Annotated in this window: 24 protein-coding genes; 9 read left to right on the top strand and 15 right to left on the bottom strand. The window is 44.8% G+C overall.

Features of this window, described 5'->3' with window-relative positions; all coding sequences use genetic code 11:
• Positions 1-68 precede the first annotated feature (68 nt).
• Positions 69-950 (bottom strand): inositol oxygenase family protein, encoded by an 882-nt coding sequence (locus B0E43_RS29435; protein WP_077349366.1) that lies wholly within the window; start codon positions 948-950, stop codon positions 69-71.
• Between the two features lie 151 nt (positions 951-1,101).
• Between B0E43_RS29435 and B0E43_RS29430 the strand changes: the two genes are divergently transcribed.
• Positions 1,102-1,356 (top strand): type II toxin-antitoxin system Phd/YefM family antitoxin, encoded by a 255-nt coding sequence (locus B0E43_RS29430; protein WP_077349044.1) that lies wholly within the window; start codon positions 1,102-1,104, stop codon positions 1,354-1,356.
• An 11-nt stretch (positions 1,357-1,367) separates the two neighbouring features.
• Positions 1,368-1,622: a Txe/YoeB family addiction module toxin gene (locus B0E43_RS29425; protein ID WP_077349042.1), complete on the top strand. Its 255-nt coding sequence runs from the start codon at positions 1,368-1,370 to the stop codon at positions 1,620-1,622.
• Between the two features lie 59 nt (positions 1,623-1,681).
• Here the strand turns inward: B0E43_RS29425 and B0E43_RS29420 are convergent, their stop codons facing one another.
• Positions 1,682-4,207 (bottom strand): ABC transporter permease, encoded by a 2,526-nt coding sequence (locus tag B0E43_RS29420; protein ID WP_077349040.1) that lies wholly within the window; start codon positions 4,205-4,207, stop codon positions 1,682-1,684.
• Positions 4,200-4,877: an ABC transporter ATP-binding protein gene (locus tag B0E43_RS29415; RefSeq protein ID WP_077349038.1), complete on the bottom strand. Its 678-nt coding sequence runs from the start codon at positions 4,875-4,877 to the stop codon at positions 4,200-4,202. The genes B0E43_RS29420 and B0E43_RS29415 overlap by 8 nt, the downstream gene beginning before the upstream one ends.
• A 249-nt stretch (positions 4,878-5,126) precedes the next feature.
• On the opposite strand from B0E43_RS29415, the gene B0E43_RS29410 reads away from it, so the two are divergent.
• The 4 genes from B0E43_RS29410 to B0E43_RS29395 all read left to right on the top strand — a co-directional run bounded on the left by B0E43_RS29410 (position 5,127) and on the right by B0E43_RS29395 (position 11,073).
• On the top strand, positions 5,127-5,813 hold the full coding sequence (locus B0E43_RS29410) for an arylesterase (protein ID WP_077349033.1): 687 nt from the start codon (positions 5,127-5,129) through the stop codon (positions 5,811-5,813).
• Between the two features lie 152 nt (positions 5,814-5,965).
• On the top strand, positions 5,966-7,708 hold the full coding sequence (locus B0E43_RS29405) for a GMC oxidoreductase (RefSeq protein WP_077349031.1): 1,743 nt from the start codon (positions 5,966-5,968) through the stop codon (positions 7,706-7,708).
• Between the two features lie 3 nt (positions 7,709-7,711).
• Entirely contained in the window at positions 7,712-8,416 is a 705-nt protein-coding gene (locus B0E43_RS29400; protein ID WP_077349029.1) for a gluconate 2-dehydrogenase subunit 3 family protein, read from the top strand.
• Positions 8,417-8,562: 146 nt separating this feature from the next.
• Positions 8,563-11,073 (top strand): glycosyl hydrolase, encoded by a 2,511-nt coding sequence (locus tag B0E43_RS29395; protein ID WP_077349027.1) that lies wholly within the window; start codon positions 8,563-8,565, stop codon positions 11,071-11,073.
• 83 nt (positions 11,074-11,156) lie between these two features.
• Here the strand turns inward: B0E43_RS29395 and B0E43_RS29390 are convergent, their stop codons facing one another.
• From B0E43_RS29390 to B0E43_RS29335, 12 genes are all read right to left on the bottom strand, one after another.
• Entirely contained in the window at positions 11,157-11,756 is a 600-nt protein-coding gene (locus B0E43_RS29390) for a porin family protein (RefSeq protein ID WP_077349025.1), read from the bottom strand.
• 65 nt (positions 11,757-11,821) lie between these two features.
• Positions 11,822-12,193: a response regulator gene (locus B0E43_RS29385; RefSeq protein WP_077349023.1), complete on the bottom strand. Its 372-nt coding sequence runs from the start codon at positions 12,191-12,193 to the stop codon at positions 11,822-11,824.
• Between the two features lie 122 nt (positions 12,194-12,315).
• Positions 12,316-13,704: a sodium-dependent transporter gene (locus B0E43_RS29380; RefSeq protein WP_077349020.1), complete on the bottom strand. Its 1,389-nt coding sequence runs from the start codon at positions 13,702-13,704 to the stop codon at positions 12,316-12,318.
• A gap of 39 nt (positions 13,705-13,743) precedes the next feature.
• Positions 13,744-14,679 (bottom strand): SDR family oxidoreductase, encoded by a 936-nt coding sequence (locus B0E43_RS29375; RefSeq protein WP_077349018.1) that lies wholly within the window; start codon positions 14,677-14,679, stop codon positions 13,744-13,746.
• On the bottom strand, positions 14,651-15,496 hold the full coding sequence (locus B0E43_RS29370) for a peptidylprolyl isomerase (protein ID WP_077349016.1): 846 nt from the start codon (positions 15,494-15,496) through the stop codon (positions 14,651-14,653). Before B0E43_RS29370 ends, B0E43_RS29375 begins: the two co-directional genes overlap by 29 nt.
• Positions 15,493-16,434, bottom strand: a complete 942-nt coding sequence (gene hemC, locus B0E43_RS29365; RefSeq protein ID WP_077349014.1) for a hydroxymethylbilane synthase — start codon at positions 16,432-16,434, stop codon at positions 15,493-15,495. Before hemC ends, B0E43_RS29370 begins: the two co-directional genes overlap by 4 nt.
• The gene (gene rimK / locus B0E43_RS29360) at positions 16,431-17,339 is read right to left on the bottom strand and encodes a 30S ribosomal protein S6--L-glutamate ligase (RefSeq protein ID WP_077349012.1); all 909 of its coding nucleotides are present in this window, start codon (positions 17,337-17,339) and stop codon (positions 16,431-16,433) included. Before rimK ends, hemC begins: the two co-directional genes overlap by 4 nt.
• Entirely contained in the window at positions 17,336-17,776 is a 441-nt protein-coding gene (locus tag B0E43_RS29355; protein WP_077349010.1) for a RimK/LysX family protein, read from the bottom strand. The genes rimK and B0E43_RS29355 overlap by 4 nt, the downstream gene beginning before the upstream one ends.
• Positions 17,777-17,780: 4 nt before the next feature.
• Positions 17,781-18,923: a DNA polymerase III subunit delta' gene (locus B0E43_RS29350; RefSeq protein ID WP_077349008.1), complete on the bottom strand. Its 1,143-nt coding sequence runs from the start codon at positions 18,921-18,923 to the stop codon at positions 17,781-17,783.
• Positions 18,924-18,934: 11 nt separating this feature from the next.
• A complete protein-coding gene (locus B0E43_RS29345; RefSeq protein ID WP_077349006.1) occupies positions 18,935-20,131 on the bottom strand; it encodes a GlmU family protein in 1,197 nt (398 codons plus the stop codon).
• 69 nt (positions 20,132-20,200) lie between these two features.
• A complete protein-coding gene (locus B0E43_RS29340) occupies positions 20,201-20,446 on the bottom strand; it encodes a type B 50S ribosomal protein L31 (protein WP_077349004.1) in 246 nt (81 codons plus the stop codon).
• A 163-nt stretch (positions 20,447-20,609) separates the two neighbouring features.
• The gene (locus B0E43_RS29335) at positions 20,610-21,254 is read right to left on the bottom strand and encodes a carboxypeptidase-like regulatory domain-containing protein (protein ID WP_139352731.1); all 645 of its coding nucleotides are present in this window, start codon (positions 21,252-21,254) and stop codon (positions 20,610-20,612) included.
• 107 nt (positions 21,255-21,361) lie between these two features.
• Here B0E43_RS29335 and B0E43_RS29330 point away from each other — a divergent pair, with 107 nt between their 5' ends.
• The 3 genes from B0E43_RS29330 (at position 21,362) to pruA (ending at position 24,155) form a co-directional block, all read left to right on the top strand.
• Entirely contained in the window at positions 21,362-21,745 is a 384-nt protein-coding gene (locus B0E43_RS29330; RefSeq protein ID WP_077349002.1) for a metalloregulator ArsR/SmtB family transcription factor, read from the top strand.
• Between the two features lie 7 nt (positions 21,746-21,752).
• Positions 21,753-22,448 (top strand): YjjG family noncanonical pyrimidine nucleotidase, encoded by a 696-nt coding sequence (locus tag B0E43_RS29325; RefSeq protein ID WP_077349000.1) that lies wholly within the window; start codon positions 21,753-21,755, stop codon positions 22,446-22,448.
• A 72-nt stretch (positions 22,449-22,520) separates the two neighbouring features.
• Positions 22,521-24,155, top strand: a complete 1,635-nt coding sequence (gene pruA, locus B0E43_RS29320) for an L-glutamate gamma-semialdehyde dehydrogenase (protein ID WP_077348998.1) — start codon at positions 22,521-22,523, stop codon at positions 24,153-24,155.
• Positions 24,156-24,236: the final 81 nt, after the last annotated feature.

Raw genomic sequence — 24,236 nt, 5'->3', positions numbered from 1 at the left:
TTAATTGTTTCGGAAAATGAAAAAAAGAAAGGGGACCTTCAAATCCCCTTCCTCAGTCAAATCTTCTTTTAAAATTTCAAAGTCGCAGGAAGATATTTGGCAACCAAATCTTCATAATACGGCCTCAATGCCTTGGAATCCGGTGGCACAGGCACTTTCGAATATAGATCGTAGGGGTTGAATTTATCCACCCACTTGAACATCTCCCGGTCATGGTCATTCAATAAATGATCGTAGGCATTTTCTCTATGCTGTGCATAAAAAGAGTGGTAACGAATCATGTAAAGCGCAGGCTCAGGCATATGATTTTTCACCATCTGATACAGGTATTCGTCATGTCCCCAGGACATTTTCACCTGATCCAAACCGCACTGATGAGAGTAAACGCCATATTTTGTATTGAATCGCTCGTCCTTGGAGTCTGGGTTTCGGTCAAAAAACTCCGGATATACGATCTTGTCAGAATGCCCGCACCCTACCGGAAATGTATCACCCACCACGGCCCATTGAGGTTCCCCAAAGAGGCAAAGTACCTTTCCCAGATCATGGATAAATCCGGTCAACACAAACCAATCAGGATGTCCATCTGCCCGGATAGCCTCTGAGGTCTGAAGCAAATGCTGTAATTGGTCGAGATTGGTGTCCGGGTCGGAGTCATCGATCAGGGTGTTGAGAAAACTTACCGCATCCCAAAAAGGCATTTCCTTCTTTTCAAACTTCAAAAACTCCTTTTCCTTATCCACCACAAAGTCGTAGGTCTGGTAGGTATGATTCAGCTTGTAAAACTCCCTGACCGTATCCACTCGCTCGGAATCATGGTAATTACGGTAGTCATCCTTTGCTTTGGCTTGTTTGTCCTTAGGTTCGGGATAGCGGGTCAGGAGATCATCTTCCCAATCTTCGATGGAATGAAGCGGAGCGATTTCAGATTCTGAGAGCTTGGTTTTCATGGGCTTGGAGTTGAACAGAAATGAAATATAAAGACAAAAATGAAAAATCCATTTCTCAATTTTTGGAAGAATCAAAATCTCTTGGAACAAATTCGTACAGGATTTTGTACAAGTAAAAAGAAATTTTCAAATTCAGGAAAATTCAAGCACCATGGAAGTCACTACCTACTCAAAATTCCGCGAGAATATGAAATCCTATTTGGATGGTGTGGTCAATGATTCAAGACCATTATATGTCACCCGAACAAATGGAGAAGATGTCGTTGTCCTGTCCAAATCTGACTACGAAGGCCTACAGGAGACCTACTATTTGATGAGCAGCCCAAAAAATGCGGAGCGATTGTTGGAAGCTCTCAAAGAATTGGATGAAGGAAAAGGAGTCAAAAGAGACCTGATCGAAGAATAATTTTTGAACTGATGGATATTACTTTTTCAACTCAAGCCTGGGAAGATTACCTTTATTGGAACGCTACTGATAGGAAGATTTTCAAAAAGATTAATGCCTTAATCAAGGAATGTCAACGCACTCCTTTTTCTGGAACAGGAAAGCCTGAGCCACTAAAACACGAATTAGCCGGAACTTGGTCTCGCAGAATCGATCGAGAGCATCGGCTCGTCTATAGGGTCAAAGATGGTTCTTTGGAAATCGCTCAGTGCAGGCATCATTATTAATAAACGAGAAAAGCCCCCGTCTCCGGAGGCTAATTCTTCATTTCTAATTCTACATTACATCAGCCATTCCCCCTCAAAATCTCCATCGGAGGTTGATTGATGATTTTTCGGCCATTCAGCCATCCCAAAACAATCGTCAGTCCGGTAATTGCCAAATACATCACCAAACCCTCTTTCCAAGCCACACTGAAGTTCATCTCAAAGACAAATTCACCCAGCATAAACGTCGCCAGAAAAGATAAAAGAATCCCCGAAAGCGAAGCCAAACTCCCTAAGAAGAAATACTCCAGGGTATTGATCTTGGTTACGATAGCAGAACTTGCGCCTAGTGTCCTTAGCAATATGCTTTCCCGCATTCGCTGATATTTACTGATAATCAAGGAACTGATCAGCACCAAAATCCCTGTTGCAATGGAGAAAAAGGCCATAAACTGAATCACAAAGCTGATTTTACCTAAAATCTCCTCCAGCGTTGCGACGATTGTACCCAGATTGATAATCGAGATATTGGGATAGGCTCGCACTATCTCTGCCTGCACATCGGCTGCTTCCCGGTCGGTTTTTGTTTTGGTAATCAGCACGTGAAATTTCGGTGCCTGTTCTAAAACCCCGCTTGGAAACAACACCAGAAAATTGGTCGAAACCTGATTGAATTTCACATCTCTGAAACTTCCGATGTAAGTTTTGATTGGTCTACCCTGAACATTGAATTCGATTTCATCACCGATTTTCAGCCCGTTACCTTCTCCGAATCCTTTTTCCAAAGAGACAAAAATACTGTCACCTCTTGCTCCCAAAGGAACCAATTCCCCAGCCGTAATCGTCTCGGAAGAAATCAAAGTATCGCGGTAGGTTACCCGAAATTCTCGGTTGTAAAGCCAGCGGGAGTAATCTTTATCATCCGGCAAATCCTCATTTTCCTTTTTGTCCACACCGTTGATTTCATTCAGCTGCATGGTCACAATCGCCACTTCCTGCATAATCGGCAGGTTTCGGTTTTGCACTTTTGACCTTACCTCATCCAATTGGGCGCTTTGGATATCAAACATCAACATATTGGGTTGATCTTCTTTGTCAGCAAACTTGGCTTCCTCAAGCAGTTGATTTTGCAGAAAAAAAAGCGTGGCAATCATAGCTGTACCCAATCCGATGGTCGCAATCAAGGAGATCGTCTGGTTATTTGGCCGATACAAATTGGCCAAAGCCTGTCTCCAAGTGTATTCCAGAGAAATCGGCAGGAATTTTCTCACTGCCCACATTATGAATTGGCCGACACCCCAAAGTGCTCCGAATGCTACAAGTACAAATCCTGTAAAGCCTAAAGCAAGCTTCCAGTCCTTCAGCAGGAAAAAGCTAAAACCCCAGATGAACAACAAAATCCCCAAAATAACCAACCATCGAAGAGGATCCTTCATCAAAGTGGTATCGGCTGTTTCGGGTCGAAGTGTGGCCATCGGCGATACATTCCGCACTTTGAGCAAAGGCAGAAGCGCAAAAAGAATTGAAACAAACAATCCGGTGATGATTCCAAATCCTACTGAAATCCATGAAACCCCGACATTGACCTCAACAGGTAGAAAATCCGAAAAAACCGCCGGCAAAACATATTGCAATGCTGTCCCCAATCCTGAACCTAAAAATGCTCCGACAAGGCCCATAACCATAATCTCTGCCAAATAAATCAACAAAACATCTCGGGATGAAACCCCAAGGCATCTCAATACGGCCACCGAAGCCAGCTTTTCTTTCACAAAAACATTGACCGCAGAAGCTACTCCCACACATCCGAGGAGCAATGCAATGAAGGCAACAAGACTAAGAAAATTGGAAAGATTGGCAAAGGAACGGCCTGTGGATTCCTTTCTGTCTTCGACCGTATCCGCGTCTACCCGATCCAGCTCCCATTGTTCTTCATAGGGTTTGATAAGTTCATCGACATTCGTGCCGGTTGCAAACTGCAAATAGCGGTTGTACTCCACCCGGCTACCGTATTGGACTAGGCCGGTTTCCTGAAGGAATGCCATAGGGATGTAAACTGCCGGTGCCACCGTGGCTGTGATCCCGGTCTGTCCAGGCACTTTTTGAAGCTCTCCGGCTATCTGAAAAGTGACTGCCCCGACTTTGATCAAATCCCCTACTTTTGCATTGAACTGCGCCATCAAGGTCTTTTCAACCAAAGCCTTTTTGCCTCCATTTCTGAAATCTGCATCACCTTCCGCAGGAATTGTTTCCAGTTTTCCGTAAAAAGGAAAATTTCCTTCCAAAGCTCTGACCTGAGTCAGCCTACTTGCTCCAGTACTTGGAAAAGCCACCATGGAGGCAAAATTCACCTCGGATGCCATCTCCGTGGCAAGTGAATCGACTTTCTGATCGCCGATCGGTTTGTTGTTTTCCAATACCAAATCAGCCCCCAAAAGCTCCTTAGCCTGGTTGTCGATATCCTTGGTCAGGTTTTCTCCAAAACTGCTGATCGCCACCAAAGCGGCAATCCCGACCACGATAGAGGAAACAAAAAGCAACAGCCGCGAGAGGTTCTTCCGGAAATCCCGGAGCGCCATTTTTAAAATCCAACCAAAATCAGGCATCTGCATCCTCCTGTATTTTTCCGCCTTTGATATGAATGATGCGCTGGGTTTTGGCAGCAAGCTCCAGATCGTGAGTGACCAGGACCAAAGTTGTACCCTGTTCTTTATTCAAGTCAAAAATGAGTTTCTCGATCATTTCACCGGTTTCTGTGTCCAGGTTTCCGGTAGGTTCGTCCGCAAAAAGTATTTTAGGTTCATTGGCAAAAGCTCTGGCAATGGAAACCCGCTGCTGCTCTCCACCTGAAAGCTGGGTAGGATAGTGTGTAAAGCGGTCTCCCAAACCTACTTTTTCAAGCAATTCTTGCGCTTTTTGGCGGGCATCTTTTCGCTTTTTCAGCTCTAGAGGAACCATCACATTTTCCAAAGCAGTCAAAGTCGGTAGCAATTGGAAATTTTGAAAAATGAATCCCACGTCCTTATTTCGGACAGAGGCGCGTTGGTCTTCGTTCATTTTCTCGAGAGCTTGGCCGTTTAGCACCACACTGCCTGTAGAACCGGAATCGAGTCCGGCACAAAGTCCCAAAAGCGTGGTCTTCCCGCTTCCGGATGGGCCTACGATTGCAAGGGTTTCACCTGCCTGAATATCAAAATTTACTTCGTCTAAAACAGTCAGCTTTCGGCTACCGCTTTGGTATGTTTTACTTAGGTTCCTAATGGATAAAATGCTCATGAAAAGCCTTGATTTTAGAGTTGAAAGGTCAAACGCATAAGTCATTCCTTTGTTGGGCAATGAAATTGGACCTCAGGTAATTCAAGTAAATAAAAGAAATTTAAACTTTGGATGCCAAGAGGGATCGACAGACGGGCATATTTGCTCGACCAACGCAGAAAAAGCTATTTTTGCGTTGAAACTTGACAGATTTGCAGTTAATTCCGAACCTTTTTGCCAATTATCCATTAGTAAGAAAAACGTTAAAAAATGTATTTCCAAAGAATTTCCTTAAGTCTGATACTAAGTTTGTTCACCTTCCTAGTCCTAGTTAGTTCCTGCGGATCTTCATCTGATCAAAAACAAACTGAAGTCGCCGGAAGCGATACTGTACAGGTTGCTTCCAACGAGAAAACCATTCTTTTCTTTGGAAACAGCCTTACCGCTGGCTATGGAATAGATCAGGATGATGCTTTTGCCGGATTGACTCAGGATAGAATTGACAGTTTGGGAATGGATTTTCGCGTAATCAACGGAGGACTGAGTGGTGAAACTACTGCAGGAGGATTGAGCCGGTTGGATTGGTTTCTGGAGGATGAGCCTTACATTTTCATTCTGGAACTGGGAGGAAATGACGGCTTGAGAGGCATTCAATTGAGTGAGACTAAAAGCAACTTATTAGCAATCATTGACAAGGTCCGCTCAAAATATCCTGACACAAAAATCATTCTGGCCGGAATGCAGATTCCCCCAAATATGGGACTTGAATATACCGATGAGTTTAAGGCGATCTACCCTGATGTCGCAGCTGAGAAGAATGTTACCTTGATTCCTTTTCTTCTGGAAGGGGTGGCTGGAAATCCTGAATTGAATCTTCCTGACGGGATCCACCCGACTGAAGAAGGGCACAAAATCGTCATGGAAACGGTATGGCCTTTCATCAAAAAACTTATTTAAAAACCCTAAACCTGAGTCCCAAAAGCTCAGGTTTTTTAATGCTTTTTTTCAATTTTCCATAACTAAAAACCTCACATAATATTCCGAATTAAATCATTTCTCTCCTGAAATTTTTAGCGCTATATTTTCAACTTCATTAAAAATTTTTGAAAATGAGTTTTCAAATCAAACAATCAGGGGAAGCCTATGATGTGATCATCGTGGGTTCCGGAGCAGGGGGTGGCATGGCCTCCAAGATCCTTTCCGAAGCCGGTTTATCGGTTGCTGTAGTGGAAGCAGGGGGGGATTTTGACCCGGCAAAAGACGAGGACAGAACCCAGCTCAGGCCACCTTGGGAATCCCCAAGAAGAGGTTCAGGTACCCGAATCCGGCCATTTGGCGATTTTGACCAGGCCATAGGTGGATGGGATATTGAGGGCGAACCCTATACCCGAAAAGATGGCACCAAATTCGACTGGTTTCGTTCCCGAATGGTAGGAGGCCGAACCAATCACTGGGGAAGAATTTCTCTGCGATTTGGGCCAAATGACTTCAAAAGAGCAAGTATTGACGGAATGGGTGACGACTGGCCAATTGGCTATGACGACATCAAGCCCTATTATGACAAAGTAGATAAACTGATTGGAGTTTTTGGCTCCAAAGAAGGAATCTACAACGAACCGGATGGGTTTTTCCTTCCTCCTCCAAAGCCGAGGCTGCATGAACTTTTCTTGAAAAAAGGAGCAGACAAAGTCAATATCCCAATGATCCCGGGTCGTCTTTCCATGCTTACCCGCCCGATCAACAATGAGCGGGGCGTCTGCTTTTTCTGCGCGCAATGTAACCGGGCTTGCCAAGTTTATGCAGATTTCTCTGCTGGAACCTGCCTGTTGCATCCGGCAATGAAAAAAGGGAAGGTGGATCTTTACACCCATTCCATGGTTAGAAAAGTAACCACCGATGACAGTGGAAAAGCTACCGGGGTTTCTTTTGTGAGCAAAGTGGACATGAAAGAATACAAGCTTAATTCCAGAGTGGTGGTACTCGGAGCCTCAGCCTGTGAATCTTCCCGAATCATGATGAACTCCAAATCCAAATCCCATCCCAATGGGATAGGTGGCGATTCGGACGCTTTGGGAAGGTATTTGCATGACTCGACCGGTGCTGACCGAATGGGGATTTTACCTGACTTGATGGACCGTGAGCGATACAACGAAGACGGAGTTGGGGGCATGCACATGTACACACCTTGGTGGGGTGACAACAAAAAACTGGGCTTTGCCCGTGGCTACCACATCGAATATTGGGGTGGCATGGGCCAACCCGCTTATGGTGCAGGCGGAAGCATGGACACGATGAGAAAATACCTCAAGGATGAATTTGGCAACCCAAGTCCAAACGGCGGCTATGGAGAAGGTCTGAAAAAGGACGTCCGCAGAATCTACGGCTCCACTTTGGGAATGTCCGGACGTGGGGAAAGTATCCCGCGCCACAGCAATTACTGCGAAATTGACCCGAACGTGGTGGATAAATACGGGATCCCTGTTTTGAGATTCCACTACAAGTGGTCTGATGAAGAACTCAAGCAGGCTAAGCACATGCATGAGACTTTTGAGGAAATCTTGACTAATGCCGGCGCGACCCTTTTGGGAAATAAGCCCGGTCCAGAGTCTGAATATGGTCTCCATGCGCCGGGTCGAATCATCCATGAAGTGGGCACCACCCGTATGGGAAACAATGCCAAAACTTCAGTTGTGAACTCCAATTGCCAGGCACACGACTGCAAAAACCTGTTTGTGGTCGATGCCGGACCGTTTGTATCTCAAGCAGACAAAAATCCAACCTGGACCATTTTGGCCCTTTCTTGGAGAACCTCGGAATACATTGTGGACCAGCTGAAACAAAAAAACATCTAAGCCATGAACAGAAGAGAAAATCTAAAACTGCTCTTTACCGGCTCCGTAGGGGCAGGTTTGTTGCTGACCGGTTGTGAACCCGAGCAGGTGGCCGTGCAAAACCAGATCCTGACAGGTGGTACGCCAGGAGGTCGGACTGAGGAGGAAAAACTTCGCGATGCCCAGTTGCTTTCCGAGAATTTCTTTACTGAAGAAGAAAAGAAAAAACTCAATATTCTGGTGGATATCATCATGCCTGCCGGGCCGGATTCCCCTTCCGCTACTGAATTGAAAGTTCCAGATTTCATGGAATTCATGATGAAAGATCAGCCAAGCATGCAGACTCCGATGCGGGGTGGATTGATGTGGCTGGATTTTGAAGCTGACGAGCAATTTGGCAAGCCTTTCAATGAACTCTCCAACGAGGAGGTGATAAAAATTGTGGACTTGGTTGCTTGGCCTGATAAAGCCATTCCGGAATTTTCAGGAGCTGTCCGCTGGTTCAACATGCTGAGAAACATGACTTGCTCTGGATATTTCTCCACCGAAGCGGGGTGGAAATATATGGGCTACGTAGGAAATACGCCAAATGTCTGGGATGGTGTTCCCCAGAATGTCTTGGACAAGCATGGACTTTCCAATCCTGAAAAGTATTTGTCTATTTTCCTAAAGCCTGAAGACCGCGGCAAAGTCGCCGAATGGGACGACGAAGGCAACTTGATCGGTTAAATTTCAATTTCCTCAATTCATAAATCCACGGTTTCAGGATCGTGGATTTTTTTTGTCTTTTTGACACCACATTTGACCAGTCCCAAAAGCACCTTATTCACTTTTGAAAGGATTGGTTATATTCCAACCTGATCAAAAAAAACCACATGAAAAAAGCTACTTACCAAATCCTGTTAGCTGCCGGACTGATTTCCTTCGGTTCGCTCCAGGCTCAGGACATCAAACCCACCTCCGAAAAAGCCCTTCAGGAATCGGTGGAAAAGCACAAAGCCTTACTTTCCTCCACCCCTCTCAAGGACTTTAAAGCCCGAAACGTCGGGCCAACAAATATGTCCGGCAGGATCGTGGACATCGAAGTGGCCGCTAACACCAACACCTATTATGTGGCGGCAGCCTCGGGAGGAATATGGAAAACCGAAGACAATGGCCAGTCATTCACTCCCATTTTTGACCATCAAGGCGCATTGGGTATCGGAGCCATGGCACTTTCTCCATCTGACAACAATTTCCTCTGGGTTGGCACAGGAGAAGATAACTCCAGCCGATCCACCTATGCCGGCAACGGGATTCACAAATCCACCGACGGAGGCAAAACCTGGCAGCACATGGGGCTAATCCACTCTCATCATATCGGTCAGATTCTGATCCATCCGACCAATCCGGATATCGTGTGGGTAGGTTCGATGGGCGGGCTTTATTCCAAAAACAAGGAAAGAGGTATTTACAAAACCACAGATGGAGGAAAATCCTGGAAAAAAGTCCTGTACATCGACGACAATACCGGGATCATCGACATGCAGATTCATCCGGGAAATCCGGACATTTTGCTTGCCGCAAGTTGGGAAAGGTACCGACAGGCTCATGACTTCATAGGCAACGGAAAAGGCTCCTCGATCTGGAGATCGGAAGACGGAGGTGACACTTGGAAAAAAGCCGTCGAAGGTTTTCCTCAAGATGAGTTTACGGGAAGAATCGGTTTTGACTTTAGTCTCTCCAATCCCAACGTGGTGTATGCTTTGCATGATAATCAGGGCAAATCCGACACTCCTGCAGAACCTCCTCGCCAACGTGGAAATCAACCACAGGAAGAAAATCCGCTAAAATTGGAAGATTTCAAAGACATGACCCTGGATCAGGCCTTGGCTTTGGATGATAAAAAGCTGGAATCACTCCTGAGACGAAGCCAGTTTTCTACCAAATACACTGCAACAGAAATTAAACGCCAATTGAAAACTGGCAAAATCACCACCGCGCAAATTGCCAATTACAATGGCGGGGCAGTCGATGCCAATGCTGCCATGTTTGGTCAGCCGATCATTGGCGCTGAGGTGTTCCGGTCGGATAACGCCGGCAAATCCTGGAAAAAAGTTTCTGAATCCGACTTGAGAAGGCTCTACAACACCTATGGCTACTATTTCGGGGAAATCAGAGTAAGCACTTCGGATGAAAATGAAGTTTTCGTGTTGGGCGTTCCGTTGATGGTTTCTCGAGACGGCGGAAAAAACTTCGCGAATACAGATTCAATCGGCGATCCACATTCAGATCATCAGGCCATGTGGATCAATCCCAAGGACAGCAAGCATATTCTTCTCGGTAATGACGGAGGACTGTACCAAAGCTTTGGTGGGGGGTCACGTTGGGACCACCTGAATACTCAGATGCCGATTTCCCAGTTTTACTCTGTGATGGTGGATCAGGCGACTCCTTACAACATTTACGGAGGCATGCAGGACAATGGAGTTTGGTTTGGCAAGTCTACCAACAAACCTGAAGATCCTTGGGAATCTCTGATGGGAGGTGACGGCATGGTTGTGGCAGTGGATACCCGTGACAATGACCTGGTTTATACCGGATCTCAGTTTGGAAGCTACTCCAGAATCAACAAAAGGACTGGTGAAAGACGCAGAATCACTCCAGGCCATGATATCGGCAATGCACCCAACCGCTGGAACTGGAGAACCCCGGCCGAGCTCAGCTATCACAATCAGGACATCGTGTACATGGGTTCCCAATATGTCTATCAATCCATGGATCAGGGAAATACTTGGGCAACTATCTCCCCAGATTTAACCAAAAATCAGAAAAAAGGAAATGTGCCTTATGCTACCCTATCTGTGGTTGAAGAATCGCCACTTGAATTCGGAACCATCTATGCAGGTTCCGATGATGGCAATGTCTGGATTACCAGAAATAATGGAGGAAACTGGACGAGCCTCAATTCTGGACTTCCTCAGGATCGCTGGGTAAGCAGCATTTCACCTTCCAAATTCAAAGAAGGAAGGGTCTACATCACGCTGAACGGCTATCGCTACGATGAATTCGATACTTATGTCTTCAAAAGTGAAGATTACGGAAAGACTTGGAAATCCATCAAGGCGAATTTACCGGAGGAGTCTACCAACATTATTATCGAGGACCCTAAAATGCCAAACATCCTCTACCTGGGCACAGATCATGGGCTGTATGTCAGTATGGACGAAGGCAGCAACTGGAATCTTTTCGAAGGAGAAGTACCCAATGTTGCAATCTATGACATGGTCATCCAGGAGCGGGAAAATCACTTGATTGTGGGTTCCCACGGTCGGAGTGTCTATGTGATTGATTTGAAGCAAATCCATGAACTTGCTGAACCAGGACCCATGGTGATGGAAAAGTAAATTTGAAATTCGAGATTAGAAATTGGAAATAAAAAAGCCCTCTGAATCAAATTCAGAGGGCTTTCTCATTAAATATTCCTTGCTTAGAAAATTTTAAAACCTACCGAAAGCACCCATTGGTTGATTCGATTGTCTGTATCGTATGTTCCAATATTTTCAGTGATTTTGCTTAGGCCGCCTTCGTATTTTGCGTCAACGGAAAGATTGCCTATATCAACTCCCAAGCCTGCTTGGTACCCAAAAGTCGCATTTTTGTATTCCACGTTTTCCACCGTTTCAATGGAGTTTTTTATTTCAGAATTGATATTGATGCTGGCAATAGGACCAGCCATTACTCGAACTAATTTAAAAAACCGGTATCCCACCATCACCGGAATGTCTAATCTGTTAAATTCCGCCTCATATTCTTCGGGACTAGCACTACTCCATGCATCGGGTACATATGCAAAATTACCTTTGGTCTGTGTGAACAAAAGCTCAGGCTGGACAAAAAAACCTGCTCCTCCAAACCTCCCAAATAATCCGATATGATATCCGGTTTGGGCATCGCTGGGGATAAATTCTTTGCTTTCAAAATCCAATTTGGTGCTGCTTAAGCCTGCTTTGATGCCAATTCCAGAATTTTGGGCAAATCCTTGAATTGCAAAAAAGCTAAAGAGAAGGACAATGATGATTTTTTTCATGGCTCAGGGAATTTTGGTTTAGTTTATTTCTAAACGAACTTTTTGCAATTCCCTTGCCAATAATTTCAATTTAAATGGCTACTGACTGCAGATTGGGCCAGATTGTATAAATCATAAAAGTCCATTGGTTTAGCGACCAGGCTGTCGAATGTGTTTTTAGTGTGGGCTCGATAATATTCCACATCCCCGGCCGTAAACCCAATAGTAGGGATTTTGCAGGTACGGGGACTTTCCTTTAGGTGATCCAAAAATTCCACACCATCCATGATCGGCATCATTATATCTGTAAGAATCACTTGAAATGACGAGTCAAATTCCAGGTATTGGAGCGCTTCCTTTCCGTTGTGGGCTATCACAACCTCATGATTTGACTTCTCAAAGATTTTTCTGAGAATCAGAAGGTGAACAGAATCATCATCAACAAGGAGAACTTTCATAAAAAATGAAATGCTTTTTCAAGTATATGAAAAGCATTTCACAATAAAAACTAAACCTCTTGATTTGGTTGAAAATAAAAAGGGAGCCTGCAAGCTCCCTTTATCAAATTATAGTTTTGCCTTTATCCTCCTTCTTGAGGAGTACCAAATACTCCCATCAAATCGAGCACTACCAATCCAATTACAATGGGGCAAACCCATTTGATGAAGAAAATCCAACCTGCACGAAATGCCCCTTTAAATCCGGGAGCACCAAGAGCCAATTCATCTGCGAATACAGAGATTTTTTGTGCCCAACCGGTGTATAGCGCCAGCATCAAACAAATCACGATTACTGCGAATGTTCCAAAAATGAAGTCCATGATTCCAAAGAAGGACAACAATTCATGTCCTAAGAAATTAAAACTCATGGTATTGAAGATATTTCCTTCAATAGAAGAAAGTGCTGAGGGAACTGAAAGGATCATTGCAGCAATTCCTACGGTCCAAGTTGCTCTTTTTCTGTTCCACTTTCTGTCGTCAATCAAATAGGCCACAGGAACCTCCAACATAGAAATCGTAGAAGTCAAAGCCGCCACCATCAACAGGATAAAGAACAGACCACCGATGAAATTCCCGCCCGGCATGGCGTCAAAAACCATTGGAAGGACATCAAATACCAAGGCAGGCCCCGATGCAGGATCTTTTCCAGGAAGCAAAGCAAACAACGCCGGGAAGACCATTAACCCTCCCAACAAAGCCACTGCTGTATCCATTCCCGCAATCCAACTGGAAGCCTGAATGATATTGGCATCTTTTTGCAAATAGGAACCGAAAGTAATCATCAACCCCCAACCTACTGACATGGAGAAAAATGCCTGTCCAAGGGCCATCAGAACTACCTTGGAGTTAATCTTGGAAAAATCGGGGGAAAGGTAGTATTCAATTCCTGCCTGGGCACCTTCCAGTGTAACCGCTCTACCTGCAATAAATATGATAATGATAAATAAAAGTGGCATCAAAAATTTTGCAGCTTTCTCAATTCCTCCTGAAACACCCCCCAAAACAATCAGGATAGTGGCCAGAATAAAAACAAAAGTCAAGGGGATGACATACATCGGTGTCGCTACGAAGACCTTAAAATCTACCGGAATATTGATGATTTCAGTAAAAATGTATGCTACAGTCCAGCCTGCGATTACTGAATAGTAACTAAACACAAAAAAACAAACCAGTACGCAAAGTACCCCGGAAAGCTGCCAAAATTTATTGCCTCCAGTGTCCCGAATAGCTCCTATTGGATTTTTCCCTGACTTTCTTCCCAAAGCAATCTCGTTGAAAAGCAAGGGTAAACCGATCAACAACACACAAAGGATATAAACAAAAACGAAGGCACCACCCCCATTTTCACCGGTCAGATATGGAAACCGCCAGATATTTCCAAGACCAACCGCCGATCCGGCTGCAGCCATGACAAAACCAAGGCTTGAGCCAAATTGGCCCCTTTCTTCGCCGTTAGAACTAACTGCCATAAATTATGATAAAGTAAAATTCGGGGTGTAGACTGTTTTTTAAGAGCGGGCTAAGATAATTTGTTTTGCCAAAATACCTATTCCAGATCGGAAAGTTTCGGGTTCGAATCCCAGCTGTTTTCTTGCTTTATCGATAATAAAGCCAGTTTTCATCGGTCGTTTGGCAGGTTGGGTAAACCGGGTAGAATCTGTTTTTTTGATTAAGTCTTTATTTAGCCCGAAATAATCCGCAGTCATTATTGCCATATCGTGGGGAGTCAAAACATCCGATCCCGAGATATTAAATATGCCTTGGGCATGTTGCTCCGCAATCAAAATACAGCCCAAGGCCAAATCTTCCGCCAAAGTCGGGGTTCGGACTTGGTCATCCACAACCTGGATTTCCTTACCTGCCTCCAGGGAGTTTTTTACCCACAAAATGATATTGGTTCGGCTCAGGTCATTGGCTATGCCATAAACCAAAACTGTCCGTGCAATTGCCCAGGAGGTTTTTGAATTCATTACCAGACTTTCTCCTATGAGCTTTGTTTCTCCATAGAAATTGACCGGTGAAGGTTCAGCCTCCTCATCGTAAGGTCCATTTTCTCCAGAAAAAATAAAATCCGTAGAGACAAAAATGAAGTGGGATTGGATCTTTTCAGCAGCTTTTACCAAATATTCAGTCGCCTTCACATTCACCTCCACACAAGCTTCCCGATTCAGTTCGCACTGATCCACGTTAGTCATTGCTGCACTGTGAATAATCGTCTCCGGAGCAAGTCTAGTGATTACCTCACTTACTTCATTCGGATTTGTGATGTCCAGACTTTGGTAAATAAAACCTCCCCCTGTCAGTCTACAGGGCCCTTTCCCGGTAGCGATCACTTCAAACTTGCCTTGTTCGACCAGTTGCTCCACCAGTTTTTGTCCCAACAAGCCATTGGCTCCGGTGATCAGGATTTTGGGTTTACTTGATTTCTGGGTAGACATAGCCATATTCTTCGGTGATTTTCTTTTTAGACACTTTTTCCACCTTTACCTGCATAAACACAGGATTGTTGGGCACTTCTCGGGAAGTTGGCTCAGCAGCGATTTTTTCGACTACATCCATTCCTGAAATCACTTCACCAAACACCGTGTATTCCTGATCCAAATGAGGCGTTCCACCAATTGTGGCATAAGCTTGAATCTGATCAGGAGTATAATCTTTGGTGAGGGTAATATTTAGAGATTTTGCGATTTCATCCCGCTTGGAAAGAATCAGATTAGTCAGACTGTCAAATTCCTGTGCCGCATAAAGGCGGTTGTACTCCTCTTTTAGTGGTTTCTGACTTTCCAATTGGACATACTGCAACACTGCTTTCTGCAGTGCAAGAAAATCCGTGGTCAGCTCCAGTTCTTCATAGGTCCGGCCCTGAACAATGTAAAACTGCGAACCATTACTTGCACGGCTCGGGTTGATGTTGTTTCCTTGTCTCGCTGCGGCAATCATGCCTTTACGGTGATAGTGATTCGGTAAAATTTCAGCAGGGACTGTAGGCCATTCCTCGGCGGGAAGTCCTTCCTTTCCAAAAACATCCCCGCCCTGCACCATAAAATCCTTGATCACCCGGTGAAATTGGGTGGAATCAAACCTACCGGCCTCTGCCAGTGCGATGAAATTATTCTTATGCTCAGGGGTATCATCAAATAGAACTGCTTTGATCTCTCCATGCCTAGTGGAAATCGTGATTAAATAGTCCTTATTCTGTCCACAAGCCAGCGAACTGACCAGCAATAAATTGAGGCTTAGGATCTTTAAAAGTTTGATCATTTGTTTGATTGTGTTTTTTTGATTTCATCTAGTATTTGTTTTCCGCCTGCGGCAAAAACCATCTCCGCCAATTTTTTCCCCAAAGCCTCAGCTTCGGTTTTTTCTCCGGAAACTTCCAGAGAAATGCGGTTTTTACCATCCAAGCTGATGATTCCACCTCTAAGGATTAAGGTGTTTTTTTCCAAAGTTGCCAAGGCAAAAACAGGAATGCTACAACCGCCCTCCAAAACCCGGAGATAGGATCTTTCCGCTTTGAGCCTGAATTCTGTCTCGGGGTGGTTACATGCGCTTTTGATTTGCTGACGCAAAGTTGGGTCAAGTGATTTAGAAGCCTCGATGGCTACTGATCCCTGACCCACTGCCGGAGTAAACTCTGTCAAATCCAATTCAGCGTTGATCATCGAGTCATACCCCATCCGATGTACACCAGCATAGGCCAACAAAAGCGCATCGCAAAGCCCTTCCTCCATTTTTCGGATCCGTGTTTGAAGATTACCACGGACATCGACTGTTTTCACATGGGGATAAAAATGTTTCAGTGTCGCCACTCTTCGGGTGGAAGATGTCCCCAAAACCAACGGCTTGGAAGAATCACGGATATCAATTCCAGTTTTTCCTGAAAGCAGGATATCGTTTTCTTTTTCCCGCTCAGTAAAAGCGATCAGTTCAAATTCATCCCCAAGCGAGGACTGCATGTCCTTGGCTGAATGAACGGCAATGTCAATCCGGCCATCGAGCAATTGATCCTCTAGCTCCTGAGTAAACACTCCTTTGCTTCCTATTTTGGCGATGGAAACATCCAGCACCTGATCTCCTTTGGTGTCTATGATGACAATCTCGGACTCGACGCCCTTTTCTTTTAGCAAGCTTTCCACATGATAAGCCTGCCAAAGTGCCAGTTTACTGCCTCTGGTTCCAATTTTTACTTTTCTGATCATTGATGCTTATCGCGAATGGAGGATTTCTTTTTCACTCCTGCTATGACATATTTGATGATTTCTCCGGCAATGTTTACCCCCGTTGCCTGCTCGATTCCTTCAAGTCCCGGAGAACTGTTCACTTCCAAAATCAATGGTCCTCTTGCGGACTGAAGCATATCTACACCGGCCACATCCAGGCCAAGTGCTTTGGCAGCATTCAGTGCGGCTTGCTTTTCCACACGGGATAATTTGATCACAGTCGCTACTCCGCCCCTGTGGAGGTTGGATCGGAATTCTCCCTCCGCACCTTGGCGCTTCATCGCCCCCACCACTTTTCCGTTGACCACAAATGCACGGATATCCGCTCCTTTTGCCTCTTTGATAAACTCCTGCACAATAATTCTTGCTTTCAGTCCATGAAAAGCCTCCACAACAGATTGGGCTGCTTTTTTGGTTTCTGCCAAAACTACTCCCAAACCCTGGGTTCCTTCAAGTAATTTGATGATCAGCGGTGCTCCGCCTACCTGTTCGATAAGTGCCTTTTCTCCGCCTTTTGAATAATTGGTAAAAGCCGTTTTTGGCATTCCCAATCCGTTTTTGGAAAGAATCTGCAAGCTTCTGAGTTTGTCCCGACTGCGGACAATAGCCTGGGAATTGACTGCTGAGAATGCACCCATCAGTTCAAACTGACGAACTACGGCAGTTCCATAAAAAGTCACAGAGGCCCCAATCCTTGGAATGATCGCATCGACCCCTTCCAGTTTTTGGCCCCTGTAAATGATCGATGGGCCATCTTGCTCTATAATCAGATCACAAAGACTGTGATCGACGACGAGGACTTCGTGACCGGCTTTTTTGATCTCCTCAACGAGCCGACGGGTGGAGTATAGATTTGAGTTCCTCGAAAGGACAGCGATCTTCATTTTTTCTTGCGATAAGCTTTGGAAAGGTTAGCCCCATTCACATCAACCAGGAACTTGCCCTGTAGGATTTTTCTCCCCAGAAGTATGGAATTTTTCATACTGGAGCGATCCGAAAGCGTAAATTCTGCCGAAAAGGATTCTCCAGCAATTCTGATTTTGGTCACAATCAAAAATCGTGTTTCTGTTTGGCCAAAGGAATTTTTTACTTTTTTTTCCCGGTACTTTTCAAAGCTAAGAGCCTTTCCGGTATAATTCCTGTGCCCTGGCATCAAGACTTCGAAGCAGAGCATTTTTTTTCCGTCTTTGATTTCCTCACGGATATTCTCGGCATGCAGGCTACTGGTGAAGGCACCTGTGTCTATTTTGGCCCAAACCAGCTTGAGTCCCAATTTGGGGAGTGAGATTTTCTCTTTTCTACCGATGATCTTTTTTTCCATGGCCTCATTTTTTGGACATCATGACCAAAATATCCATGGAAAGGTCGGTGAAAATCATCTTGGCATTTCCATTTCGCTCCAAGTGATAATGGGCCTGGTTGAATGATTCATAAAGCTTCACCGCATGGTCCTCATTAAGTACCTTTTTACTGATATTTTCGATGAATTTGCGGTCTTCCTCTGTAGTACGGAGCAATTGATCGAGGTCAAAGTTCTTCAATAAAATCTCGCGGGTCACATTAAGACCGGTAAGCAGAAGTGATTTTTGAGCTTCTTTGTCATTCTTGTGAAATCGGTCCGCCTCTTCAAAGATTTCCTTGAGATTTTTGGTGGCACAGAGCCTAAACCAGTCACGAACCTGAGACACCTGTTTATCCTCCACCTGGTCAATCATTCGGTAAGCCTCACGGAGATTGCCGTCAGCAAGCATGGCTATTTGTTCTGCCGCCTTGACATCGCAAAGCCCGGCATTGACCAAGTGAGTTCTGATTTCCTGATCTGAAAAAGCTCGGACTTGTATTTTTTGGGTTCTGGAAAGAATCGTTGTCAACAACTGATCAGCCTGCGAAGTCACCAACATAAACAGCGTTTTAGCAGGTGGCTCTTCGATGATTTTGAGCAGCGCATTGGCAGCTGATGGATTCAAAAATTCCGGAGCCCATATCAACATGATTTTATAGCCTCCTTCAAATGACATCAGGGAAAGAGCCTGAATCATTTTCCTTGCGGCCGCTTTGGAAATATTCAGTTGCTTTTTCTCAAATCCATTGAAGTAGATGAAATCATGAACATTGCCATATGGCTGGGCGATCACAAATTTCCTCCAACTGGTCAGGACATCGGTTTTCTCCTCGTCCTCATCCTCACCCTTGTCGTCTTCTTTTTGCTTGGCAATGACCGGAAATGCGAAATTTAAATCCGGCATCACCAGCCTTTTCATCCGCTGACAGGAAGCACAGGTCCCGCAAGAGTCGATTTCTGTCCGATTTTCGCAGTAAAGAAAAGTGGCAAGTGCTAATGCCAAAGTCAAATTTGCCGAACCCTCGGGTCCATGGAAAAGCAGTGCATGCGCCAGATGATTGAACTTGACGGCATTGATTAACTTTTCTTTGGTTTCCGGAAGGCCGGGGATTTCAGCAAATTGCATAGTAAGATGTATCAGGAAGTTTTATCCCAAATTCTGTATGTTTTGGACAATTCAAAAACCCGCTCTAAAATTTCTTTGTCCTCAGGAGACCACTCCACTCCTCTTCGGGCCATTACGGCCTTTGCTGTTTCCTCAAATTTGGACATGTCAAATGTAGAAAACCCTGCTGCACCACCCCATGCAAAGGAAGGAATGAAGTTTCTGGGATAGCCCTCGCCAAAAATAAGCGCTCCCACACCTACAACTGTTCCGGTATTAAACATGGTATTGATGCCCGATTTGGAATGGTCGCCCATCATCAGTCCACAAAATTGCAAGCCGGTGTTGGCGAATCCACCTTTTGTATAGTCCCAAAGTTTGACCGGAGCATAGTTGTTTTTCAAGTTGGATGTGTTGGTGTCTGCTCCGATGTTACACCATTCACCAAGTACGGAATTGCCAAGAAATCCTTCGTGGCTTTTGTTGGAATAGCCAAACAGCACCGAATTGGAAACTTCTCCTCCAATCTTCGAATAAGGCCCCACGGTGGTATCTCCCCGCAGTTTGGCACCCATATTTACGATAGATCCTTCGCAAAGCGCAAAGGAACCTCGGATCAGAGCGCCTTCTTGGACTTCTGCATTTTTACCGATATAGATTGGACCATTTTCAGCGTTCAGCACTGCAGCCCTGATTTTTGCACCTTCTTCGATAAAAACATTTTCCGGAGCATAGACAACGGTATGAGGATCTCCTATTGGTTGGGAAACTCTACCTTTCGTGATCAGGGCAAAATCTTTCTTGATTTCAGCAGCATTGAATTGGAAAATATTCCAGGGTTTCTGAACTAAAACAGGCTCTTTGTCCAGCTGAATAATCTCTCTTTCAGCTGTAAAAGCTAGATTCTTTTCGGTCTCCCCGATAAAAGTTGCCAAGAGGGTCTTTCCCCAAAACAGGGCTTGGTTTGGCCCCAGTTTTTTTAGGATTTCAATTGAATCCACCTCAGGAAGCCAGGCTCCATTTAAGGCAAGTGCCGGTCCCGGAGATCTGGGGAATTTCTTTTGAAGATATTCTTGTGTCAGAAAAGAAACCTGCGCAGCGGTATATTTTTGCCACTTCTCGGAGATTTTCAGGATACCTATTCGGATATCCGCGACCGGCCGGGTAAAAGTAAAAGGAAGTAAAGAGCCCCGGATGGCAGGGTCGTCAAACAATAAGATTTGATTCATAGGGCAAAAATAAAAAAGTCTCCCGGAATCCATGCCCCGGGAGACTTTTTCGGCGATCGCCGCTTAGAATTACTTCTTCGCGTATCTTTTGTTGAATTTTTCCACTCGACCAGCGGTATCAAGAAGCATTTTCTTACCGGTGTAGAATGGGTGAGACTCAGCGCTCACTTCAATTTTGAATACAGGGTAAGTTTTGCCGTCAGTCCACTCGATAGTTTCACTTGTCTCGATAGTAGACTTGGTCAAAAACTTAAACTCGCTGGATGTGTCGTAGAACACAACGTCTCTGTACTTAGGATGAATATCTTTTTTCATGATATAGCTAGTTTTCTATTGCCTTTTCGAAATGAGGCACAAAGATATCCTTTTAAATAAATCTCACCAAATGTTTGTAAAGGATTTATTTGAAATCGGCTTGGAAAATCTCTGAAATAAAGCTCACAATTGGCTGGAGAGATACCAAACCTAGGACACTCTTTTAGTTATTACTCTTCAGATCACCCCGCTTGATAGATCGGATAAACTGTGACCAAGCAAAGGGATCGAGGATTCGAAGTGGCCTTGGACCGTAGAGATCCTGATTTTGGAGCATTTGTCCCTGTTGGAAATACCTGAAATTTTCCCCTCCAGAAGCTGGCATAGATTCCGCCCATCGGAGCAACATTTCAGGACTCATGTTAGCTCGGCTGATTGCCATTGGGTCCACCACGTTCATGGCAATGATTGCCTGCTTAAATTCTTCCTCTGTTGGATAGGGCATTACCTCAATCTCCGCAAGCGCAATTTCGTCCACCTCCATGGTCAGTATTAGGTTGATTCGGTCTTTTTCAACCTTGTCCGGAACTTTGAAAGTCTGTTTTTTCAAACCAATAAAGCTGAATACAACACTGTCCCCTTCCAACACAGGCATCGAAAAGTACCCAAATCTACCACTGGAAGTACCTCTTCCTTTTTTCGGGACATAAATATTCACCCCAGGCACCGCATCGGTGCTGTCCGCATTTAGGATAATCCCCGAGAGTTGGATGACTTTTTTGTCTTGCTGATCTTGTGCAAAAGTTTGGGAAGGAACCAGAAGAATTCCCAAAGCCAAAATCAGAATGAAAGGAAGAAGCTGCGTAATTTTCACGAATATTGAATCTGTGGTTGGCTTCGGAAAGCTGTTGCGATTTTAATCTAATTTCGGCTGAAATTTTATTTTCGATCCGAATTCTAAGTTAAAACTTACTAATGAGACTCAAAAATATCAGTTTAAACTATGGATTGCGAATTTTTAAGGCGCTTTCCGAAGAACCTCGTGTAAGAATCATCCATTTGCTGATGCTAAACAAAGAATTGAGCATTTCAGATTTGGAACACATCCTTGACTTTACCCAAACAAAAACCAGCCGGCACCTGATTTATCTGAAAAATGCGGGCCTTCTGGGAAGCCGCCGTGTCGATCAATGGATGTTCTATTACATTCTGGAGGAGTACATTGAAATCATTCTGCAGATTTTCAAGTTTATTCAGAAAGATCCCAGCCTTATCAAGGATCAGGAAACCTATGAAATCCTGAAATCCAACCGGGAACTGGCGATCAACAAAATCCAGAATAACCAATACAGACGCTGATTACCCCTTGAAAACTTACCAACATTTATTCTTCGATCTGGACCACACCCTTTGGGATTACGACCGAAATGTCACGGAATCACTTTCCGAACTGTACCAAATCTATGGCCTCCAGGACCTTGGAATGGCATCTTTTGAAAATTTTCATGAGGCCTTTCATCATGTAAATTTTCAGCTTTGGGATTGGTACAACGTGGGAAAAATCGATAAACACAACCTGAGAAAAGAGCGCTTCCCCAAGATTTTCACCCATGCCGGAGCAAAACCGGAGGCAATTCCTGCTGAATTTGAAGAGGATTTTATGAGCAGAACATCTTCAAAACCCCATGTTTTCCCCTATTCCAAAGAAATCCTGAACTATCTCAGGGAAAAATATCGAATCCATGTGATTACAAATGGATTTAAAGAATCCCAGGCCAAAAAGATGAAATCCTCCGGCTTGGATATCTTCTTCGAACTGATTGTGACTTCCGAAACCACCGGTTTCAAAAAGCCAGACCCAAGGATTTTTCAATATGCGATGGAACAGCTTTCAACTTCCCCTGAACTTTGCCTGATGATCGGAGACAATCCTGATTCAGACATTCTCGGAGCTCAGCGCGCCGAAATTGACCAGGTCTTTTTCAATCCTGAAGGAAAAGAAATCGAATTGAAGCCAACTTACACCATTTCCCATTTACGGGAGTTGGAAGACCTTTTGTAAGCCAAATCACCTCCCATTTGTGGGCGATCGCTTATCTTTGGCATCACAGAAACCAAATAAACTCCAAATATCATGTTAAAAGGATTTTTCAATGTACCGACGCCCGTCAACGAGCCGGTAAAATCCTACGCGCCGGGTAGCCCGGAGCGAAAAGAACTTCAAAAAGCACTTGCCGAAGCGCGTTCCAAGCAAATCGATGTACCGATGTACATCGGAAGCGAAGAAGTCAGAACCGGCAACACCCATCCGATGTCCCCTCCCCATGACCACAAGCATATTTTGGGTCATTTTCACGAAGGCGACGCCTCCCACGTGGAGCAGGCAATCAATGCGGCCTTGGGGGCAAAAGAAGCTTGGGAAAATCTTGCCTGGGAGCAAAGAGCAGCTATTTTTCTAAAAGCTGCAGATTTATTGGCGGGACCTTATCGTGCCAAAATCAATGCTGCCACCATGCTAGGCCAATCCAAAAACGCTATGCAGGCAGAGATCGACGCAGCATGTGAGTTTATTGACTTCCTGAGATTCAATGTAAAGTACATGTGCGAAATCTACGCGCAACAGCCGCCTGTGTCTGGAAATGGGGTTTGGAATCGCCTGGAGCAAAGACCACTCGAAGGTTTCGTGTTTGCCTTGACCCCATTCAACTTTACGGCCATCGCTGGAAACCTGCCAACCTCTGCAGCCATGATGGGCAACACGGTAGTTTGGAAACCTGCCTACACCCAGATCTATTCAGCTCAGGTTTTGATGGAGGTTTTCAAGGAGGCTGGTATCCCTGATGGAGTCATCAACTTGATCTATGTGGATGGCCCAACTTCCGGAGACATCATTTTTAAGCATCCTGATTTTGCGGGAATTCACTTTACCGGTTCGACTGGTGTATTCCAGCATATTTGGAAGACCATCGGAGAAAACATCAACCGCTACAAATCCTACCCAAGAATTGTCGGCGAAACTGGTGGAAAGGACTTTGTGCTGGCACACAAATCTGCAAATGCCAAAGCAGTAGCAGTGGGATTGGTTCGAGGAGCTTTTGAATACCAAGGGCAAAAATGCTCTGCTGCTTCGAGAGCATACATCCCATCCAATCTTTGGGAAGATGTGAAAAAATACATGCTGGAAGATCTTGCGACCATCAAAATGGGCGGAACGGAAGACTTCACCAATTTTGTGAATGCGGTGATCGATGAGAAATCTTTTGACAAAATCGCCAAATACATCGACAATGCGAAAGCCGCTCCTGGAGTGGAGATTATCGCTGGCGGGAACTACGACAAGTCAAAAGGCTATTTCATCGAGCCTACTGTCATCCTGACTCAAGATCCGATGTACACCACCATGTGTGAGGAGATTTTTGGGCCGGTATTGACGATCTATGTATATCACGAAGAGCATTTCGAAACTGTGTTGGAATTGGTCGATCAGACCTCTCCTTACGCTTTGACCGGAGCGATTTTCTCCCAAGACCGATACGCGGTAGAACTTGCGACGCAAAAACTCAGAAACTCCGCAGGCAACTTCTACATCAATGACAAACCAACCGGTGCAGTGGTAGGTCAGCAGCCATTCGGCGGAGCGAGAGCTTCGGGAACAAACGACAAAGCCGGATCCATGATCAATCTGCTTCGATGGGTTTCTCCACGAACGATCAAGGAGACCTTTGTTTCTCCCGAGGATTACCGGTATCCGTTTTTGGGGAAAGACTGATAAATAATCAAGTCTCAATAATCAAATTCAAAGTTCAAGGGCCTCGGGAATTTCCCGGGGCTTTTTTGTATTTTTAACTCC

Origin of the sequence: Algoriphagus sp. A40, assembly GCF_002002735.1 — a bacterium.
GTDB lineage: Bacteria > Bacteroidota > Bacteroidia > Cytophagales > Cyclobacteriaceae > Algoriphagus.
This window is presented reverse-complemented; position numbering and strand designations above follow the sequence as displayed.

What these genes read in the sequence shown, in the direction of transcription:
- B0E43_RS29435 (WP_077349366.1), bottom strand. Translation starts at nt 950, where the DNA reads ATGAAAACCAAGCTCTCAGAATCTGAAATCGCTCCGCTTCATTCCATC.
- B0E43_RS29430 (WP_077349044.1), top strand. Translation starts at nt 1,102, where the DNA reads ATGGAAGTCACTACCTACTCAAAATTCCGCGAGAATATGAAATCCTAT.
- B0E43_RS29425 (WP_077349042.1), top strand. Translation starts at nt 1,368, where the DNA reads ATGGATATTACTTTTTCAACTCAAGCCTGGGAAGATTACCTTTATTGG.
- B0E43_RS29420 (WP_077349040.1), bottom strand. Translation starts at nt 4,207, where the DNA reads ATGCCTGATTTTGGTTGGATTTTAAAAATGGCGCTCCGGGATTTCCGG.
- B0E43_RS29415 (WP_077349038.1), bottom strand. Translation starts at nt 4,877, where the DNA reads ATGAGCATTTTATCCATTAGGAACCTAAGTAAAACATACCAAAGCGGT.
- B0E43_RS29410 (WP_077349033.1), top strand. Translation starts at nt 5,127, where the DNA reads ATGTATTTCCAAAGAATTTCCTTAAGTCTGATACTAAGTTTGTTCACC.
- B0E43_RS29405 (WP_077349031.1), top strand. Translation starts at nt 5,966, where the DNA reads ATGAGTTTTCAAATCAAACAATCAGGGGAAGCCTATGATGTGATCATC.
- B0E43_RS29400 (WP_077349029.1), top strand. Translation starts at nt 7,712, where the DNA reads ATGAACAGAAGAGAAAATCTAAAACTGCTCTTTACCGGCTCCGTAGGG.
- B0E43_RS29395 (WP_077349027.1), top strand. Translation starts at nt 8,563, where the DNA reads ATGAAAAAAGCTACTTACCAAATCCTGTTAGCTGCCGGACTGATTTCC.
- B0E43_RS29390 (WP_077349025.1), bottom strand. Translation starts at nt 11,756, where the DNA reads ATGAAAAAAATCATCATTGTCCTTCTCTTTAGCTTTTTTGCAATTCAA.
- B0E43_RS29385 (WP_077349023.1), bottom strand. Translation starts at nt 12,193, where the DNA reads ATGAAAGTTCTCCTTGTTGATGATGATTCTGTTCACCTTCTGATTCTC.
- B0E43_RS29380 (WP_077349020.1), bottom strand. Translation starts at nt 13,704, where the DNA reads ATGGCAGTTAGTTCTAACGGCGAAGAAAGGGGCCAATTTGGCTCAAGC.
- B0E43_RS29375 (WP_077349018.1), bottom strand. Translation starts at nt 14,679, where the DNA reads ATGGCTATGTCTACCCAGAAATCAAGTAAACCCAAAATCCTGATCACC.
- B0E43_RS29370 (WP_077349016.1), bottom strand. Translation starts at nt 15,496, where the DNA reads ATGATCAAACTTTTAAAGATCCTAAGCCTCAATTTATTGCTGGTCAGT.
- hemC (WP_077349014.1), bottom strand. Translation starts at nt 16,434, where the DNA reads ATGATCAGAAAAGTAAAAATTGGAACCAGAGGCAGTAAACTGGCACTT.
- rimK (WP_077349012.1), bottom strand. Translation starts at nt 17,339, where the DNA reads ATGAAGATCGCTGTCCTTTCGAGGAACTCAAATCTATACTCCACCCGT.
- B0E43_RS29355 (WP_077349010.1), bottom strand. Translation starts at nt 17,776, where the DNA reads ATGGAAAAAAAGATCATCGGTAGAAAAGAGAAAATCTCACTCCCCAAA.
- B0E43_RS29350 (WP_077349008.1), bottom strand. Translation starts at nt 18,923, where the DNA reads ATGCAATTTGCTGAAATCCCCGGCCTTCCGGAAACCAAAGAAAAGTTA.
- B0E43_RS29345 (WP_077349006.1), bottom strand. Translation starts at nt 20,131, where the DNA reads ATGAATCAAATCTTATTGTTTGACGACCCTGCCATCCGGGGCTCTTTA.
- B0E43_RS29340 (WP_077349004.1), bottom strand. Translation starts at nt 20,446, where the DNA reads ATGAAAAAAGATATTCATCCTAAGTACAGAGACGTTGTGTTCTACGAC.
- B0E43_RS29330 (WP_077349002.1), top strand. Translation starts at nt 21,362, where the DNA reads ATGAGACTCAAAAATATCAGTTTAAACTATGGATTGCGAATTTTTAAG.
- pruA (WP_077348998.1), top strand. Translation starts at nt 22,521, where the DNA reads ATGTTAAAAGGATTTTTCAATGTACCGACGCCCGTCAACGAGCCGGTA.